Source organism: Maricaulis maris (genome assembly GCF_049116555.1).
Taxonomy (GTDB): domain Bacteria; phylum Pseudomonadota; class Alphaproteobacteria; order Caulobacterales; family Maricaulaceae; genus Maricaulis; species Maricaulis maris_C.
The window spans coordinates 378,667-397,730 of the sequence record NZ_JAGDYT010000025.1 but is presented as its reverse complement, the minus strand read 5'-3'; the positions used below and the strand labels follow the sequence as shown (position 1 = coordinate 397,730).

The following is a 19,064-nucleotide window of genomic DNA, read 5'->3' as shown; positions in this document are numbered from 1 at the left end:
GATTGAAGACACCGGCATCCAGCGCATAAGCAACGGGTGCGTCGTTGGTGCCAACGATGTTGATCGTAATGACCTGTTCGGCGCGACCACCGCGGCCGTCATCGATCGCAACGGTATAGGTCTGAGTGAAGATTTCACCCTCGCCCAAGGCGTCAAGCTGATTGGGATCAATGTAGAAGTCCCAGGCCACCTGGCCGGCGCCATCGCCGAAGGAATCGTCCGTCAGATAGGCGTTGAATTGCCCCATCTGGTCGCCCTCATTGGAGAAAAACTCCACGAAGTGGCCATCAAAATTGTCGACATCACCGAACGCGATCGTACCAGACGCATCCGATACTGCCGGCGGGCCGTCAGGTGCATCCACAACGTCAGCACTGTCCACCGCGCTCGTGATCTGAACGGCATCATTGGTGCCGAAGATGCGCACATTGACGAGCTGCTGGGTCACCCCACCATTGCCGTCATCCAGCGTGACGATATAGCGCTGAAGCAGGCGCTGACCTTCCGACAGGAACTGAACATCCGCCGGGTCAACCGCAAACGACCACGCAATCTGGCCGTCGCCATCGCCGGTCGATGCATCAGAGACCGAAGTCTCGAACGTGCCGTAATAGCCCTCACCAACAGGTGTGAAGGACACGATGTGGCCATCGCTCAAGTCGATATCGGAGAACTCCAGAATGCCCGAGGCTTCCGAGATCTGATCCTCGACCGTATCGCCCAGTGCAAAGCTGGTATTGATCACCGGCGCATCATTGCTGCCCGTGATCGTGATCTCGACGTCCTGTGTTGCCTGGCCACCCTGACCATCATCGATCGTGATGGTGTAGCTTTGCGTCAGCGTCTCGCCTTCGCCCAGATACTGGACCGCCGGATTGCCCACTGCGAAGGTCCACGTGACCTCGCCTGCGCCATCACCCGTCGAGGCATCAGAGACAACAGCCGTCAGCTCGCCCAGATAGTCAGTGCCATTGGCCGTCACAGACACAGCATGGGCATCCGACAGATCAACATCACTGAACGTCACAGTGCCACTGTCGGTCAGATCGCCATTGGACGAACTGTCGACGCTGACCTGCATGGTATAGTCACCGAAGGACTGCGCGCCGTCATAATTGGTGACAACAATCGTGTATTCGCCATCCGACGGAGCCGTGAACTGAAGATAGGAATCCTGGGTGTAGATCGAGCCCCCACCGCCAGAGGTCAGAACCGCATCATCATTGCTGTTGAGCAGATTGCCCTCTGAATCATAGATGTAGACCAGAGCGTCCAGTCCAAAGCCGGCCGGATAACCCGGAACCTGGACATTCGGGTCGCCCAGACCGGCCGCGAAGTCGATGTCCAGCGTGACAATCTCGCCCGCCGTCAACGCAATCGCGTAGCTGTCCTGCTCACCGGCGGCCGTGACCGAGCCCTCAATCGTGATCGAGGGAAGCGCGTCATTGCCAAGGTCACCATTCGGCGCAATCCGAAGATCGCCGCGCTCAATGAGTTGGACCTCGCCCTGAACACCTTCCTGGATGACCGGTGTCGACGCCGCCGCGTCACCTTCAAAGACCAGGTCGTCTTCCGTCACACCGCCACTGGCAACCGCCGACGTAACAACGGGCGCATCATTCGCACCCGTAATCGTGATCGTGACCGTAGCAGTGCTGGTGTAGCCATTCGCGTAGGTCACTTGATAATCGAAGTCGACTGTCGCGGTTTCGCCGACCGCCAGACTCTCGAACGCCCCAGCCGGATCGTAGGAATAGCTGCCATCCGCGTTGAAGACGAGTACGCCCTCAGACGGCTCACTTCCTGCCACAAGCGCGACGCTCACCACATCGGCAACACCGATATCATTGTCCAGAACCGAGCCGAAAGCAGTCGCGCCATCGTCCTCGCCAACGGTTGCCGTGTCATCGATCGAAGCGTGAACATTCACGCCTTCAAACTCGCTTGCCGTCAGCCCGAAGCTCGAGAAGGTGAATTCATTGCTGTTGGCTTCACCCGTGGCCGGATCCGTGTTTTCCGCGATAAAGGCCTGATAGGCGGCGAGCTCATCAGCCGCAGCGGCATATTCCTCACCCGTCAGGAAGAGTGACAGTTCGTCGATACCGCGACCGCCCGCATATATGTCGGTCGCGCCGACATTCTCGGCAGCCGTGTAAGCCGCGACATCATCGCCGATACCGGCATAGACCTGGTCATCGCCGGCGCCACCATCGAGATAATCATTGAACGTCCCGACATCACCGGAACCTGATCCTGAGCCGCGACCGGAGCCCGATCCCTTGCCAGAACCCGAACCTTTGCCCGAACCCTTGCCCGAACCTTTGCCGGACCCTGAGCCCTTGCCCGAACCTTTGCCGGAGCCCGAACCCTTTCCCGATCCGGACGTGACAACTGAGTCGCCCCAGAGCACGTCATCGCCCTCGCCACCGAGAACAACATCATCGCCCTGACCACCCACAACGAGGTCATCACCAGTCCCGCCATCGAGATAGTCATCGAAGCTGACTGCCGCGCCCGAACCGGACCCGCCGCCGCTGCCGGCCTTGGTGCTATCGCCGTAGAGGGCGTCATTGCCCTCGCCACCGAGCAGCGTGTCATTGCCCTGGCCGCCGACCAGAAGGTCATTGCCAGCGCCGCCGTCGAGATAGTCATCAAACGACACAGGAGCGCCGGACCCGGAGCCACCACTTCCATTGCCTTTGACGCTGTCGCCGTACAGCGCGTCGTCACCGAGGCCGCCGAACAACTCGTCGGCACCGTTCTCGCCGATGATCTCGTCATTGCCAGCGCCGCCGGTCAGGCGGTCATTGCCATTGCCGCCTTCAATTTCATCATCTCCGGCACCGCCATCGATCACATCATCATCGTTGCCGCCGTCAATTTCGTCGTTTCCGGCGCCGCCATCGATGACATCATTGCCGTTCCCGCCCTTGATCCTGTCGTCACCGCCGTTACCAAAAATTATGTCATGGCCGTTCTTGCCATCGATCTTTTCGTCTTTTTCGGAACCAATAATCGTGTCGTCCCGCTTGCTGCCTTTGATCGATTTCGCCATGTCAGTCTCCGATACAGCCGAATTTCCGGCTCAATTGGGCCATGCACAGCGCGGCCTCCGGCGTGAAGGCACGCGCGCGCTGGCAAGTTTAGGTTGTTGATAGGATTGCCGAATTTGTCGACGCTCCCCCCCGATGGTTTTAATATGCATCACTACGGAATGGGGACAATCGCTTTCTCCCCTGAGGGGTACGCCACTACCGCACTACATAAATGAATTCCCCGGTATCAGACTTTGCATAATCTGAGGCACGGCAAGGGCGGACGGCGGAAACAAGCCTCCGGAAACACCGCCAAAATCTTTTGGAATAAAAATATTCCAGGATGAAAATTCAATCCCGAGTGACGCCGGACCAGCGTGGCAATTCCTGCGTGAATTCACGCACCTCATCGATGCTAGGCACGAGTGAACTCCGACTGAGCCAGAGCCACCTCATCGGCAATTCAGACAGGAGAATCCGCTGGCAAGCGCGTCATGCCGGCAGTTGATTCAACCATCTCCGGATCGATGTCATGGAGACCGGGTCTTGCCCGAACCAGGCTCTCCGATTCCGGACAGGCAGGATGTCGGTAAGGTTGTGTGCCGGCGCAACTCAGCCCTTGCCCGGTGAACGTCAGAGCAGCGCAACAAACCCTCCGCGGAGACGGGCCTTTACGCGTACCGAGCGCCTAGAACCGCACAGCAAGCGGCCGCCCGGTTTGTCTCCGGGCGGCCGCCTTCTGCATGCGTTTGAGCGCTAGAAGCGGACGCGGAAGTCGATGCCGGCCCGCTGGTGCTCGGTTTCGGCGCCGAACTCGGCGTCATAGCCGATCGACAGGCCGACGCGCTCATTGCCGGCAATCTCGATATCCGCTCCGATCTGGTAAACCAGTTGATCGAGCGAGGTGCCAATCATGGCCGGATCGGCCAGCGGGTTGGAACCCAAGAAGCGCGTTGGCAGCTCAAGACGATCCTGCGTGCTCAGACGCAGACCACCGGTCAGCGACACGACACCCACCATATCTTCGGTCTCCCGGAAGATATGGCCGACCGTCAGCTGTGGATTGATCGCTCCGATCAGCTCCTTGTCGGCCCGCACCTCAATGCCCAGACCGTCCAGACCCTCCTCAATCAGACCATCATGATAGAGCGCCGTCAGCGAGGCTGAGACTTGCGGACGAGCGAACAGGCTGCCATGGCGGAAGCTTTCGCCGACATGACCGCCAAGCCGCGCATAACCGGTCTCCGGCGTGGAGGTGCCGACGCCGCTGGTGAACACCGTCACAGCCCGCTCTGTCTCGTGCCAGGACCAGCCACCCGATATCGCAGCCCCGTAATAGGGACCTGTCGCCGGATTGCGCTCGACACCCAGACCCACCGAGAAGCCCTGGCTTTCGGTGCGCGCCCGATCCCCGTCGATCCGGACCGGATCGGTGGTTTCGTAGCTGACCCCGGCTGCCACCGACCATTCATCGGTAAGGCGCTGCTCGAAGCCACCGGTAAAGCGCATCGATTGCGCCTCGGTGTGCAGGTTCTCGGTCGTCGCATCACGGTTTTTCGCGGTCATCTCCAGGCGAGACCACACACATTGGTCATCGCCGTTCGAGACCGGAGAGCCGCAATTGAACAGATCTTCGGCGAAATTGTTCGCCGCCGTCAGCTGACCATGCATCACCGCCAGGTGGGGCTCGGGATTGAGCTCCGCGAAGATCGCCTCATACACGTCCAGCTGATCGCTCTGCATATTGCCGAGCAGCGCCAGAAGACGTCCAATTCCGGCGGAACCGCCGACATCGAGGGCGGAGTCCATGTGACCACCCAGCGCCCGGCCATTCCGATTCAGACTGGGCAGACCAAAGTCGGTATCGATCAGCAAGTGGACACCAGCTGCGTCGGCCACAATCGAGTAATCGACCGCCAACGTGTCCCGAATGGTCAGGCCATTGTCGACACCGCCTTCCGCCGCGGCGAACAGCGTCACCGCCTCACGGTCCTGCAACCAGGTCAACGTAATGTCGCCGGTACCGTCCACCGCAGCGCCGCCCGTGACATTCACCCGGTCAGAAGCGTAGGGGCCAAAAGCGACATCAAAGACCAGATGACCGCTTTCGGTTTGCTCGAAATGACCATCCAGCTCAACCGTATTGATGACCCGAGCCCCATAGAGAAGGTTGGTCGCGGGATCGCCGACCGCATCAAAATTCCCGAACGTGTCGCCGTTCAGGAGGTCAATCGGATAGGGCGAAGCCGACAGGCCCATAATGAAGTTGCCGGCATTGCGGAAGGTCGCGGCATCAACCGGGCCCGCAGCCGCGGCAACGCTCGGCGCGTCTTCGGCGGATTGGCTCAACGCGTCGGCCGGGTCGAGATCGACCATCACCTGAACAGGAGATCCCGCATCCCGCGTGTCGGCCTGCAAGGCGGTCTCCAGCGTCGGGGTCGTCAGCGCTTCCTGGACCGGCGCGCCCTTGGAAACATCGACCCCGTCGCTGCCGGGAGCGGCCGTCGGCGAAAGCGACACAGGCGCTGGTTGGGCCCCGGTCTCCAGGTCTGCCTGGACAGGTCGCTTGGACGTCGTTTCGGTCGCGCCCATCGTGATGGGCTCGGGTTGCGCCCCGGTCTCCAGACCGTCTTCAGCCGGGACCGCCGGCTCGGCAGCATCGGATGGTTGCGATGACAGCTCGGCCTGGGTCGCCGACGCCTGGGCCGGCTCTGCGGTCGTGCCGGAATTGCCTTGGCCCAGAACTGTTTGCGGACTGGCAACGTCATCCCTCAGATCAATCGTGTCGAACGCAATAAACGTCGCACCGGCCTGATTATCGAACCGGTTTACACCGGCTCCCAAATCAACATTGCCGATGACCGTCCCTGTGTTCTCGATCAGATCATTGCCGGCGGTCGTCACGATGGCATTTCCGGACACCGCCGAGACGCTGCCTGAAGTGAACAGCGTGTTATCCGCCCCGCCATCGAAGAAGACCCCGATCCCGTTGCCCGAGCCACCACGGATGTCATTGTCCAACGTCACCGTGATTGCAGCAGCCGCAAGTGCGCTCATCACGTCGACATCATCAGCTTGATGGGCCGGATCAACCAATGCCGCCTGCCCCTCAGGACCGAACCGGTCAAGGAATGACGGCATTTCGGAACCGGTATCGGCCGTCTCGGTCGACGAGCCGGCGATACGGACGCTGGCCTGTGCCTCCGTCTGGTCGGTACTGTTGAGAGTGATCGGCTCGGCCGGAGCAAAGCTCGTACCCAGACTCTGGGCAAAGAAGGCAATCGCATTGCGACCCGACGATATGATGGCGCCGGTGTGATTGACGATTACCCGCCCCGCTTCACCTTCACCGCCCACCGAGCCGAAGAAGCCCTGGCCGTCGGCGGAACCAAACGTCCCACCGCCGCCGCCAATCGACTGGGCGAAAATGCCGATGGCACCACCACCGAGGAGATTGATCGTCCCGCTGGAATTGATGGTGACGTTGCCACCATCACCGCTATTGCCGCCAAACGGGTTGATGGCCAGGTCGATACCGGCTTCCTGCACACCGATCGTGGTGTCGCCCGCATTGCCGCCGCCGCCGCCGATCGACTGGGCGAAGATGCCGTATGCACCGATACCGTGAGTGGTGATATTGCCGGTATGGGTAACCGTAACGTCGCCGCCATCGCCGGCATTGCCACCGGCGCCACCGAAGGACACCGCACCGGCATTGGAGATGTATCCATCGCCCGCATTGCCGCCGCCGCCGCCAATGGACTGCGCGAGAATGGCATGGGCATTGTCGCCCGTCGTGGTGATCGTACCGGTGTTGGTGACAATCACATCACCGCCATCACCGGACGCGCCGCCAAAACCACCCATACCGATGCTGATTTCGGGCTGAATGGTGTCGCCAATATTGCCGTTATTCTCGAGGAGAGCGTTTCGCGTATCGCGGCTGCCATCCATGTTTCCGGCGCCGCCATTACCGCCGCCGCCGCCAATGGACTGGGCGAAAATTCCATAGGCCAGATCGCCGTCTTCACCGTAATTCGGATCATCATCCGCGCTGAAGAAGCGCGTGCCCGAGGTCTGGATCGAGCCGGTATTGACCACCGTGACATCGCCGCCATCGCCGGCCGCGCCACCAAAGCCACCAACCGCGATCGTACCGGTCGCCGTTGCGCCGCCTTGGCCGACTTCACCGCCACCGCCACCGACGGACTGGGCAAAGATGCCGCGAGACCCGTCGCCCCAGGTTCTGATGTTACCACTATTGGTCACCCGGACGTCGCCGCCATCACCGGACGCGCCGCCAAAGCCGCCGAGCGTGAAGCTCAACGAATCGCTGTCGCTACTGGACAGCAGGGCGTCGAGTTCCTCGCCGTCGAGCGAGGTCCCACCGCCATTGCCGCCGCCGCCACCGACCGATTGCGCCTTGATGCCGTCCGAACCCGCACCAAGCGTCGTGATGTCGCCTTCGTTCAGGACAGTCACATCGCCGCCATCACCGGCCGCACCACCGAAGCCGCCAACGACCGCAACGAGTTCGAGATTCTTGTCGTCATCCGAGATGTCGGCCGCATCGCGGGTGATCGCAAATCCGGTTGCGCTTCCACCATTGCCGCCGCCGCCGCCGATCGACTGGGCGAAAACACCAATGGAGCCGCGAACCCAGGAAATGACCGAGCCCTCATTGGTGACGGAAACATCACCCCCATCACCCGCCGCGCCGCCGGAGCCGCCGACAGTTACCGCGATCGAGGCTGACTGGCTGGCGCCAGCTGCGCCGGTCGCCGACATGCTGGGTCCGCCATTGCCACCGCCGCCGCCAACCGACTGGGCGAAGATAACATGAGCGTCCTTGTTCACAGTCACAAGCGAGCCGGTATTGGTCACGAACACATCGCCACCATGGCCGCCCGTACCGCCGAATCCGCCGACTGATGTCGCCAGGTTGAACGTGTTCGAGCCAATTCCGCCCGCGCCCGCACCACCGCCGCCGGTCGGCGCGCAAGGTGTCTCCGACTGCGGCAGGCATTGGTCGCCGATGATTTGTGTGCCGAAGGCACTGGAGTCGAGGCCGGCAAATCCGCCATCCCCGCCGCCGCCACCGACGGACTGGGCAAAGATCGCGTGTGACGCCTCGCCGAGCGCGTTGATGGTCCCGGAATTGTTCACCGTGACCGTGTTGCCAGTATTGCCGGTCCCGCCGGTCCCGCCGACCGCAAAGCTCAGATTGACAGAATCCGATCCGCCAGCGGCCAGTGAGCCGCTCGACCCGCCAGTACCACCACCGCCACCAACGGACTCCGCATAAATACCGTGTGCGCGATACCCACTCGTCTGGATGGTCGAGGATGACGTCACGTCGACGATGCCTGCTGTGCCGCCCTCACCGCCTGTGCCGCCGATGCTCGCTGCAACATTGACCGAATCCGACGAGCCAAAAGTGGCTGTCAGGGCGAGGCCGCCATTGCCACCACCGCCGCCAACCGATTGGGCGAAGACACCGTGTGCGCGATCGCCGACGGTCATCAGGAGCGATCCGCTGGTATCGACAATTACGTCGCCGGCCGCTCCGCCGGTTCCACCACTTCCGCCAAGACCAAAACTGATTCCGACCGCGCGGTCATTGCTGAGCGTGCCGGTCATGCTGCCGGTCCAGCCGCCATTGCCGCCGCCGCCACCGACAGACTGCGCCATGATGGCGCTGGACATGTCGCCCGCCGTTCCAATGGAGGCGGTGTTGAACACTTCGACCGTCCCGGCCGTACCTCCCGTTCCGCCATCGCCGCCCAGCGACACACCAACGGAAACCGACCGGTCACCGCCGGTAAGCGCACCGGACAGCGCGAAGCCGCCATTGCCCCCGCCGCCGCCAACAGACTGGGCCAGAATGCCGACCGAATTGTCGCCAGCCGTGGTGATCTGGCCGTTATTGGTGACCCCGACCCGATCGCCCGTGCCGCCGGTGCCGCCCGAGCCGCCCAGCGAAACGCCGAAGCCGGCGGCACTATTGCCAAACCCGCCTGCCAGCGCGGCGGACCAGCCGCCATTGCCGCCACCGCCGCCGACAGACTGGGCCAGGATGCCGTGACTATTATCGCCGAAAGATGCCAGGACAGCCGAGTTCAACACGTCAGCGGTTGACGCATTGCCGCCGCTATCGCCCGACCCACCAAGCGCCAGAGCCACAGCCCCGGCGCGATCACCCACGGCCATCGAGGCAGCGAAGCTGGCGCCGCCATTCCCGCCACCGCCGCCGACTGACTGGGCGTGCACTGCCGAAGACTGGTCGCCAAGTGTCTGGACATTGCCGCTCACGGTCACATCAACCGCTCCGGCCACGCCGCCAGTTCCGCCATCGCCGCCCAGGGCAACATTGATCGCAGCACTATTGCCGCCGCCGGTCGCCCCAAAGGCGCCCGAGAAACCACCATTACCGCCGCCGCCGCCGACCGACTGGGCGAAGATTCCGTTGGACTGGTCGCCCTCGGTCCCGACTTGGCCACGCGAGTCGACAGTGACCACACCGGCCGTATTGCCGCTGCCACCGCTGCCGCCCAGCGAGACGCCGATCGCGGCGCTGTTTGACGAAGACAGGCTGATCCCGCCCGTAATGGACATCCCGCCATTACCGCCACCGCCACCGACCGACTGGGCAAAAATGCCGTTGGACTGGTCGCCGCGCGTGTAGATCGTTTCGAGCGTGTTGACGTTGACCGCCCCGCCTGTGCCGCCGGCCCCGCCATCGCCACCAATGGCCACATTGATACTGGCCGAATTCGAGCTGCCGGCAGAGATGGAGCCGGAAATCGCTGCGCCGCCATTGCCGCCGCCGCCACCGATCGACTGGGCAAGAATGCCATTGGCATCATCGCCATCGGTCGTGATCTGGTCATTGGCATTGACGGTCACCACACCGGCCGTATTGCCAGTGCCGCCACCGCCGCCCAGCGAGACGCCGATCGCTGCGGATTGCGAACCGAAGCTCAAACCGCCCGTGACCGAGAAACCGCCATTGCCGCCACCGCCGCCCAGCGACTGCGCCGAAATACCGTGCGCGCCATCGCCAAGCGTTGAGATCTCTTGTGCGGTGACCGTCACATCGGCCGCCGAACCGCCACTGCCGCCGGACCCGCCGACACCGACATTGACCGCGCCGCCGACAGAACCGCCGCCGACCAGGCTTGCAGCGACGGCGAAGCCGCCATTACCGCCGCCACCGCCAATGGACTGGGCCAGCACGCCGATCGCGCCATCACCACCGGTCGCCACGTCTTCGACGGTCACGTCAACCGTCGAGGCTGCGCCGCCGACCCCACCGGAACCGCCGAGCGAAACATTGACAGAACCACCGACACTCATACTGCCGGCCGCGCCCGCAGCGACCGAGAAACCACCATTGCCGCCGCCGCCACCAATCGACTGGGCCAGCACGCCATGCGCTTCGTCGCCACGCGTAATGATGTGATCAGTCTGGGTCACCGTGACGGTCCGGGCATAGGATCCTGCGCCACCACCGCCGCCAATCGAAACGCCAACGCCGGCGCCGGCCGAGCCGCCAGCCGCAACATTGCCCGTTGCAGACCAGCCGCCATTACCACCGCCACCACCGATCGACTGGGCCGCGATACCGTGGGAACCGGTCCCGGTCGTCTCGACGACGCCGGTCGATGCGACCGTCACATCATCAGCGTGAGCCCCGTCGCCAGCGGCACCACCGAGCGCGACATTGACCGCTCCGCCCGCCGTACCGCCTGCTGCCAGGGAGCCCGAGAACGCAAAACCGCCATTGCCGCCACCGCCGCCAATCGACTGGGCCAGAATGCCGTGGGAAACATTGCCGAAGGTGAAGACTGTCCCGTCCGACGTGACCACCACATCGCCGTTGACGACACCGCCGCCACCGCCATCACCGCCAAGCGAGACACCGACACCGACACCGGCCGTCGCACCCAGGCTCATAGTGCCTGTTGCCGACCAGCCGCCATTGCCGCCGCCGCCGCCGATGGATTGCGCGAAGAGGCCGTGCGAATTGTCCCCGGAGGTCGCGATGATGCCATCGCTGTTGAGGGTGACCTGCCCGGAATAGGACCCGGAGCCACCATTACCGCCGAGCGCGACATCCACGCCAACGCCGGCGATACCGCCGCCGGAGAACGAACCCGAGAACGAGAAGCCGCCATTGCCCCCGCCGCCACCGATGGACTGGGCAACCAGTCCATGGGCATTGCTTCCGGAGGTAATGACATTGCCGGTCGAGTCGATCAGCACAGTGCCGCCAAATCCACCCGATCCCCCACTACCGCCAAGGGACACACCGAGGCTGATGGCCGCGCCGCTGGATACGGCCAGGTTCGCGGTACCCGTCCAGCCGCCATTGCCGCCACCACCGCCAACCGACTGGGCCAGGACGCCGAATGAGTTGTTGCCGCTGGTCTGGATCGTGTCAGCCGTGCGAACCGTGACGGACTCCGAGTCCCCCCCGGCCCCACCGTCGCCGCCGACAGCCACCGAGACCGACGCAGACGCGCCGACACCGGTGCTGATCGCGCCGGCAAAACTCTGGCCGCCATTGCCGCCGCCACCGCCGACGGATTGCGCCAGGACAGCATGGGCATTGTCGCCGAAGGTCAGGATCGAGCCATCGAGGTCCATCTCGACGACACCGCCGTCGCCACCGGCGCCGGCATTGCCGCCGACAGCGACGCTGACCGATCCGAATGCACCGATGGAACCGGCAACCGAATAGCCGCCATTACCACCGCCGCCACCGACCGACTGCCCAACGATCCCGGTCGAGCCATGCCCGCGGGTTTCGATGAAAGCGCCGTCGGCGCTGTTGACCCGCACGATGCCGCCGCCGCCGCCGACCGCACCGTCGCCGCCAACAGCGACGCTGGCGAAGAGACCACCGGACACGGCGCTACCGCCATTGCCGCCGCCGCCGCCGATGGATTGCGCGACTATCCCGTTTGAATTTTCGTTGGTTGTCAGGATGTTGCCATTGGCGTTGACCGTAACCGTGTCCGCCGAATTTCCGGTTCCGCCCCGGCCACCGACAGAAACCACGCCGCCAGCGCCGCCGCCATTGCCGCCACCACCGCCAATGGACTGCGCGACAATACCGGTCGCGCCAATTCCCTGGGTCTGGATGAGACCGCTTGTCGTGACAGTAACAGTGTCACCCGTTCCGCCACCGGATCCGTCGCCGCCAATGGCACCGATGCCACCGCCCGCGCCGCCATTGCCGCCGCCGCCGCCGATCGACTGAGCCAGGATGCCGAAGGCACGATCGCCTTCGGTCAGGATGCTACCCATGGTGATATCAACGGCACCACCGTCGCCACCGACATCTCCGTCGCCGCCGATTCCGACAATGCCGCCGCTGGTGCCGCCATTGCCGCCACCGCCGCCAATGGCTTGCGCCAGCACGCCATGTGCGTCGATACCGGTCGTTGAAATTGTGCCGTCCCCGGTCACCGTGACGGTCTCGGCACTGCCGCCGGAATCACCGTCGCCGCCAATGGCCGCCAGACCCACAGTCGAACTGCCATTGCCGCCGCCGCCGCCAATCGACTGAACCAGAATGCCAAGCGCGCCTTCGCCAGTGGTCGTGATCAATCCGTTATTGCCGACTTGAACGATGCCAGCTGCACCGCCCGCGCCGCCCTGGCCGCCAAGCGCAACGAGGCCGCCGGTGCCACGTCCAGAGCCGCCACCGCCGCCAATCGACTGGGCCATGATGCCGTGACTTCTATCACCGGTCGTCGCCGTGCCGGTCGAAATGGCGCCCTCATTGTAGACTGTGACGATGCCCGCATCGCCGCCGGGCCCGGAGCCAGCGCCCAGTGCCGCAATGCCAACGGACGCACCACTGCGACCGCCGCCGCCGCCGATCGACTGCGCGGTGATGCCGACGGCATCGTCCCCGCGCGTTGTGATCGTACCCGTCGCAGCATTGGACACATATACGAGACCACCATTGCCTGCGCCGCCGCCGCCGCCGCCGAAGGCCACCAGGCCGCCGGACGCGCCGGCATCGCCGCCGGAGCCACCAATGCTCTGCGCCACGATCCCGTCGGAGTAATTCCCTGTGGTGATGATGGAGCCGTAATTCCTGACGGCGACCGATGAACCATTACCGCCGGTGCTGCCGGAATTGGCGTTGCCCACAATACCGAAACTGGAGCCGGCATCGCCTGATGCTCCGCCCATCGACTGCGCGAGGATACCGTTTGCGCTGAGACCGATCGTGCTGATGGCCCCATGATTGACAACGACGACCGTGCCGCCTTCCGCGGCCGGTCCGGATGACCCCCCGTCAGACCAGATGAAACCGCTGCCGCCGTCACCGCCCCGACCGGCCCGGCTGAGCGCGAAAATGCCATGGCCCTGATTGCCGGACGTAGTAACGTTGACATAGGAGGTCAGCGAGACCGTACCGCCGGCGCCGCTGGCGCCACCTTCATATCCCTCGAAGCCGAAGCCGGCCGCATTGCCGCCATCGCCACCATTACCGCCGATCGAAACCGCACTGATACCCGGCAGATTGTCGGTTACGGCCTCGATGTCCCCGAAGCCTGATGTGGTCAGGTTATGGATGACATCGGGACCGACACCGCCGTCCTCACCGGGATCCCCATTCTCACCGATCGTGAAGCATTTGATGATGCAGATCCGCGCGCCCCAGGCATTGTCACCATCAGAGCCGTTCGAACCGGTCTGACGGTCCGCGAAAATATTGACATTCCCGGCCGGGATGGCGGGGTTCACAGACGTCGCAGGAGAGCCCGGAGATCCTGTTATTCCAGACGATGCAGTCGTGATGTCCCCACTGCGGGAGGTGACCGAGGAGAAGGTGAAGCTATTGCCGTCAGCATCTTCGGCCGTATAGGAGACGATCGCCGCGAACGGATTAACGTTGATGGCCGTGATCGTGTAGGTCGCCGCACTCCCGGCGCTATCCGATGTCGCTGTCGGATCGACGATCGTGTCGCCGACTGCGCCTGCAACAATGATCACATTGAAAGCGTCCGTCATGACGACATTGTCGCCGAGGATCGCCTGCACAATTTCGGATCCGCCGGTGATCGGGTTGGTGACCGTATCACCGACATCAACCGCAAAGGCCGCCGGACTGACGATCGCGGCGAGGCTTGCCCCTGCCAGCGCCATGCTCATAGCGTGCGGCGACGTGCCAAGAAGCAGAGACGCAACACGGCGGGACCGCATCTTCTGGCCCCCATCAGACGCTTTCAGAAAGTTGGACAAGACAATTCCCCCCGGGAACAAGGTACTGACGCAATTATTGGGGTTTACGCAAAAACAATGCCGCCCTCATAGCCAGATGTTAACGGAGACTTAATGAATCATCTAGCGCCGACTTGGATGAATCATAGAGCGCCGACCTGGGAAATTATCACCCGGGTCGGCAGGCCTTGTGAGGCAGTATCGGACGCCGAATCCGACATCAGGTCAGAGAGCCGGATCAATGTTGAGGCAACACGCCGGCCAGCCCGAAGGGTCATGATGCAAGCCCCGAATTTATTGCCCAAGCCGACCAAATCGGGAAATTCAGACCCTCTCACGACCCACTCTGCTACAGAATTCGAACCGGGACACGCTGCGTCAGTCGCGCATTGACCGCCAAATCGCCTGGGTTGACGCGCAGGGAGGAACCCACGCAAACGCAGACGCGGCGGGGATTTCGCAATGACACTTTATCGAACTATTTCAAAGTTTAGCGCTATCGTCTCGGGACAAGAGCGCCCCGACTTCTGTTGCCGGAAATCTGGGAGCGTAAGCGTAGAGTGCTGCTCGTTTTCTACCGTCGCAGGCTAATCGCCAATCTCCCGAACTTTCGCCGAACGCGTTTCGATAATGCCGGCCTCAATTGTGAGGCGAACACCTGGCGCGGGGACCATCCACGCTTCCAGATCCGACAGTTCGGGATCGCAAGAATCATAACCCACGACCTGATCACCATTGAGCCAGTGCTCGACGCGGCCCGGCATGATGATCAGCCTGACCCGGTTCCACATATCGCCGGAATAGGCGCGTTTTCCATATCCGGGCTCGGAGAGGTTTTCCGCCGCAATACGTCCTGGGAAACTGCCCAGGAGACCATTCGCGGGCCGCGTCTCTCCGAGCACCGCATCATTGGCGATCTGGTAGCGTCCGGCACACTCGCTCGACCCGCTTGAATAAGAGTAGGAGAGCTGACCATCCGCCGCGTCCTCGACGCGGACGTCAACGACCAGTTCAAATGCGTCCCCGGGAACATCAAGGTTCGCGCGTCCGTCCGTGAGATCAACCCGTCGCCAGCCCCGCAGAGCCTCAGAAGCGCTGATCTCGTCGACCAGCCAACCCTCGATTTGGGCGAAGCGTCGGTCCCGCCACAAGTCGTCGTCATGCGGGTTTGCGAGAAGACGCAGATCGCGCCATTCCGTGAAATTGCCTACCAGGGCCTCATTCCGCCCGATATCGTGGATCTGCAAGGCGATGAAACCGTCTGAATGATGGTCGCCGACCACGTGTGCACAAGCGATCCCATTGACCCAGGTCGCCACGGTCTGGCCTACCGCTTCAATGCGAAAGTCATTCCACTCGCCATGGTGATAAGCCGCGCGGCACTCCGGGTTTCGAGCCATCGAATGGCGCCAGACATTGGCGCTTTCATGATAGATGCCGCCCGTGAAGCGCCGATCTGTTGGGTCGATTTCAAGCTGATAGCCTATCAAGCCGCTGCGTTCATCCGGCGCAAGCTCGGTGCGAAACTGAACGCCGGAATTGCCGAAACCCTCCGAACGCGCCTGAAACTCGAGGACAAAGTCTTCATAATGCGTGTCTGTGGCCAGAAAACTATTCGGCGAATCAAGCACATTACTGCCCCGGATTGCCCCGTTCACGACCGCATAGGGTGCCGCACCATTCAGCTGCGTCCAGCCCTCGAGGGTGTGCCCGTCAAACAGGTCCACCCACCTTGCCTCGGGATCGTCAGACAGGGACAAGCCGCCGCAGCCCACCAGCCCAAGGGCCAGGCTCACACATGCCACGCGCACGCCCTTGCGCGCATCCAAACGCCTCATAAGCTACCCTCCTGCAGGCGCTGAACGGCGTGATCAACAGCCCGAGCGGTCAACGCCATGTAGGTCAGTGACGGGTTGGCCGTACCGCACGAGGACATGCAGGCACCGTCGGTAACGAACAGATTGTCGACATCATGAGCCTGGTTCCACCGGTTGAGGACCGAGGTCGCAGGATCGTGCCCCATGCAGGCTCCACCCATCTCGTGCGTCTTGCCGCCAACCAGGACATGCTCGTCATCAGGCGTCCGCACCGAGGAGATATCCTTGCACCCTGCCGCCGTGAGGATTTCCACCGCATCCTGCTCGGCCTGGCGGATCATGGCGCGCTCATTCTCGCGAATATGACAGTCCATATGCGCCAGTGGCATGCCCCAGTCATCAGTGCGCGTCGGATGGAGTCGTATGGTGTTGTCGGCATAGGGCAACATTTCCCCGAACATGCCGATACCCAGAACCCAGGGCGACCATTGGTCCATCGCGGCCTTGCTCTCCGCTCCGATACCCGGGCGCGATCCGGTGTGACCAGCGCGCTGGCGATTGGCCCCGCCCTGAAAGCCAAAGCCGCGGACGAACGCCTGGTCCTCGCGCTCGTGGCGGTAGTTGGGAATGTAGATGCCGGTGGGCCGGCGCCCGAAGTCAAACCGGTCTTCCAGCCCCTCAATCCGGCCGTTGGCACCGGCATGACCGAAATGGTCCATGATGTAATTGCCGAGCTGGCCAGAGGTATTGGCAAGGCCATTCGGCATCGCCTCAGACTGCGAATTCAACAGGATCTGGGCCGAGGCAATGGCAGACGCATTGAGAAAAATTATCCGCGCGGAGAACAGGCGTTCTTCACGTGTGTGATAATCAACGACCTTCACATGCGTCGCCCGACGAGTGAGTGGATCGAAGATGACCTCGCTGACAACCGAGTCGGTTTCTACGGTGAGGTTACCGGTCCGCTCAGCCGCTGGAAGCGTCGCTGAAAGTGACGAGAAATAGGCTCCGTATGAGCACCCCCGGATACAGTGATCGCGCGCCTGGCAGGCCCCGCGCCCGAGCTCTGCATGCACATCGCGCACTTCGGTGAGATTGGCGCCCCGCCCGATAATCATGCGGCGATCTTCGAAGCTGCCATTTATGTTCCGCGCCGCAACTTCCTCGGCACAATTCATCTCCCATGGCCTCAGGAATTCACCGTCGGGCAAGTTCTCCAACCCGTCACTCGCCCCGGATATCCCGGCGAAGGCTTCCACATGGTCATACCACGGCGCCAGGTCGCCGTAGCGAATAGGCCAGTCCACACCGTGCCCGTCTCGCGCATTGGCTTCGAAATCTTTCGGACCCCAGCGATAACTCTGGCGAGCCCAGGTTAGCGAGCGACCGCCCAGCTGATAGCCGCGCGTCCACATGAAAGGCCGGTCTTCGGGATAGGAATAGGGATGATCCCTTTCATCAACAAAGAACTGGATGATCTCGTTGCGATAGGTCCACCCCTTCCGCTTGAGCATGCGGTAGCGGCCCTGATCGTCGTAAATCTCCGGCACCATGCCCCGGTATTCCATGTCCCAGGGCGCTTCAAAATCGGTGTATTCCGGGCTTGGGTGATCAAGATGGCGCCCACGCTCCAACACCAGGGTCTTCAGGCCTCGCTCACACAGCTCCTTGGCCGCCCAACCACCGGACATGCCTGACCCGATGACAATCGCATCAAACTCTTCACTCATGCCCCGCCCCTAGAATCGCGCATCATCGACAAGCGCCTGAAACTCGGTGGCCGACACATCGCCGAGATACTGCCCCGGCACCGCAACATAATCGGGGTTTGCCGCCTCGCTGGTATAATGAATATGGAAAATCAGCCGCTTCAGCTTGCGGTAGGCGGCGGCGAAACCATGTCGCTCGCCCTCGGCGAAGCTCGCCTGGTCCATACTTTCCAGGAGACGAAAGCGGGCCTGCCGGGACAAGGACCGGAATGCGCGCCCGACGCTCTGGCGAGCATGACCATCCAGCTGTGCGGGAAAGCCCAGGATTTCAGCCCGGCTGGCCGCAGATGCCCAGTGGTCCATCAACTGATCGAGATACAGCACAGTGCCGGTATCGCCCGCACCGGGGGTATCGGTCCGGGGAATCATCAGATCCGCGACATCGAGAAGGATCGCCGCCGTAGCCCGGTCAAAGACGGAAAAACCGGTGACGTCCGCGAGATCCAGCTCGATTGCGTCACGGTTCTCGCACCCCGACAGTGACAGTCCGGCCAGGGCCAGACCGCCCGTCGAGAGCAGGATTCGCCGTGTAACGCCCGTCCCCGTCAATCTCTGCCCCCTCGTTCAGGGCGTCACTCTGCAGGGCCTGAAAGCAGCAATCAAGCCGGAACCCATTGACCAGAGACCGATTTCTTCGGCGCCAGAACGCAGAATTCCGCTTTGGATCTGACGGCTCCTGATAACAGGTCGCTCACCCGCAAGGCGGCGCGCCGCATGCCAATCTCGGATGAGCGCCCACGCTTCTGTCCCGGTCGGGTATCGAATTTGAGAATTGCGTCCCTCAGCAGGAGGTTTTGCATCTGCTATCGCCGCATCAACGGCCGGACATGCACGCGCCCTTCGTGAGACGGCTTTCTTTTGGCCATCTGTGCGGAGCAAGGTCCTGACTTCTCACTTTCAGCCAAAGAAATCCCGCATATCCTCGAGCAAGAGGCAACCATACTGGCAGCGGCGTCCGCGCAGAGTCCAACGCTCGTGATTGGGGACTTTTTAAAATACCCATTGGCACCACAAATAGTCCCGGCGCGGCGTTCTATCCGCTTTAAAAACCGATGATTTGTGGACTCGTCAGCGCTTGGGGAAATAGTGGCGGTGCTGTCAGCCGCGAGCGAAGGAGTCTCGACCGGCGGGCGTTTCGAAGTTAGCTGTCCCGTTCGACGTCCGACGCGCGACACCGAATCTCGGCAGGTCTCAGGACG

5 protein-coding genes are annotated in these 19,064 nt (G+C 62.5%); all 5 read right to left on the bottom strand.

The window, feature by feature from the left end:
* A partial coding sequence (locus JXQ94_RS16020) for a VCBS domain-containing protein (RefSeq protein ID WP_421924773.1) occupies window positions 1–3,055 on the bottom strand: 3,055 nt, incomplete at its 3' end.
* Window positions 3,056–3,791: 736 nt separating this feature from the next.
* Window positions 3,792–14,210 carry a hypothetical protein gene (locus tag JXQ94_RS16015; RefSeq protein WP_421924772.1) on the bottom strand — a complete coding sequence of 3,473 codons (10,419 nt, stop codon included), beginning with the start codon at window positions 14,208–14,210 and terminating at the stop codon, window positions 3,792–3,794.
* A 656-nt stretch (window positions 14,211–14,866) separates the two neighbouring features.
* Window positions 14,867–16,117 (bottom strand): 3-keto-disaccharide hydrolase, encoded by a 1,251-nt coding sequence (locus JXQ94_RS16010; RefSeq protein WP_421924771.1) that lies wholly within the window; start codon window positions 16,115–16,117, stop codon window positions 14,867–14,869.
* On the bottom strand, window positions 16,114–17,826 hold the full coding sequence (locus JXQ94_RS16005; protein WP_421924770.1) for a GMC oxidoreductase: 1,713 nt from the start codon (window positions 17,824–17,826) through the stop codon (window positions 16,114–16,116). Before JXQ94_RS16005 ends, JXQ94_RS16010 begins: the two co-directional genes overlap by 4 nt.
* 9 nt (window positions 17,827–17,835) lie before the next feature.
* A complete protein-coding gene (locus tag JXQ94_RS16000; protein ID WP_421924769.1) occupies window positions 17,836–18,414 on the bottom strand; it encodes a gluconate 2-dehydrogenase subunit 3 family protein in 579 nt (192 codons plus the stop codon).
* Window positions 18,415–19,064: the final 650 nt, after the last annotated feature.

Coding starts and splice junctions, on each gene's coding strand:
- JXQ94_RS16015 (WP_421924772.1), bottom strand. CDS start 14,210: ATGAGCATGGCGCTGGCAGGGGCAAGCCTCGCCGCGATCGTCAGTCCG.
- JXQ94_RS16010 (WP_421924771.1), bottom strand. CDS start 16,117: ATGAGGCGTTTGGATGCGCGCAAGGGCGTGCGCGTGGCATGTGTGAGC.
- JXQ94_RS16005 (WP_421924770.1), bottom strand. CDS start 17,826: ATGAGTGAAGAGTTTGATGCGATTGTCATCGGGTCAGGCATGTCCGGT.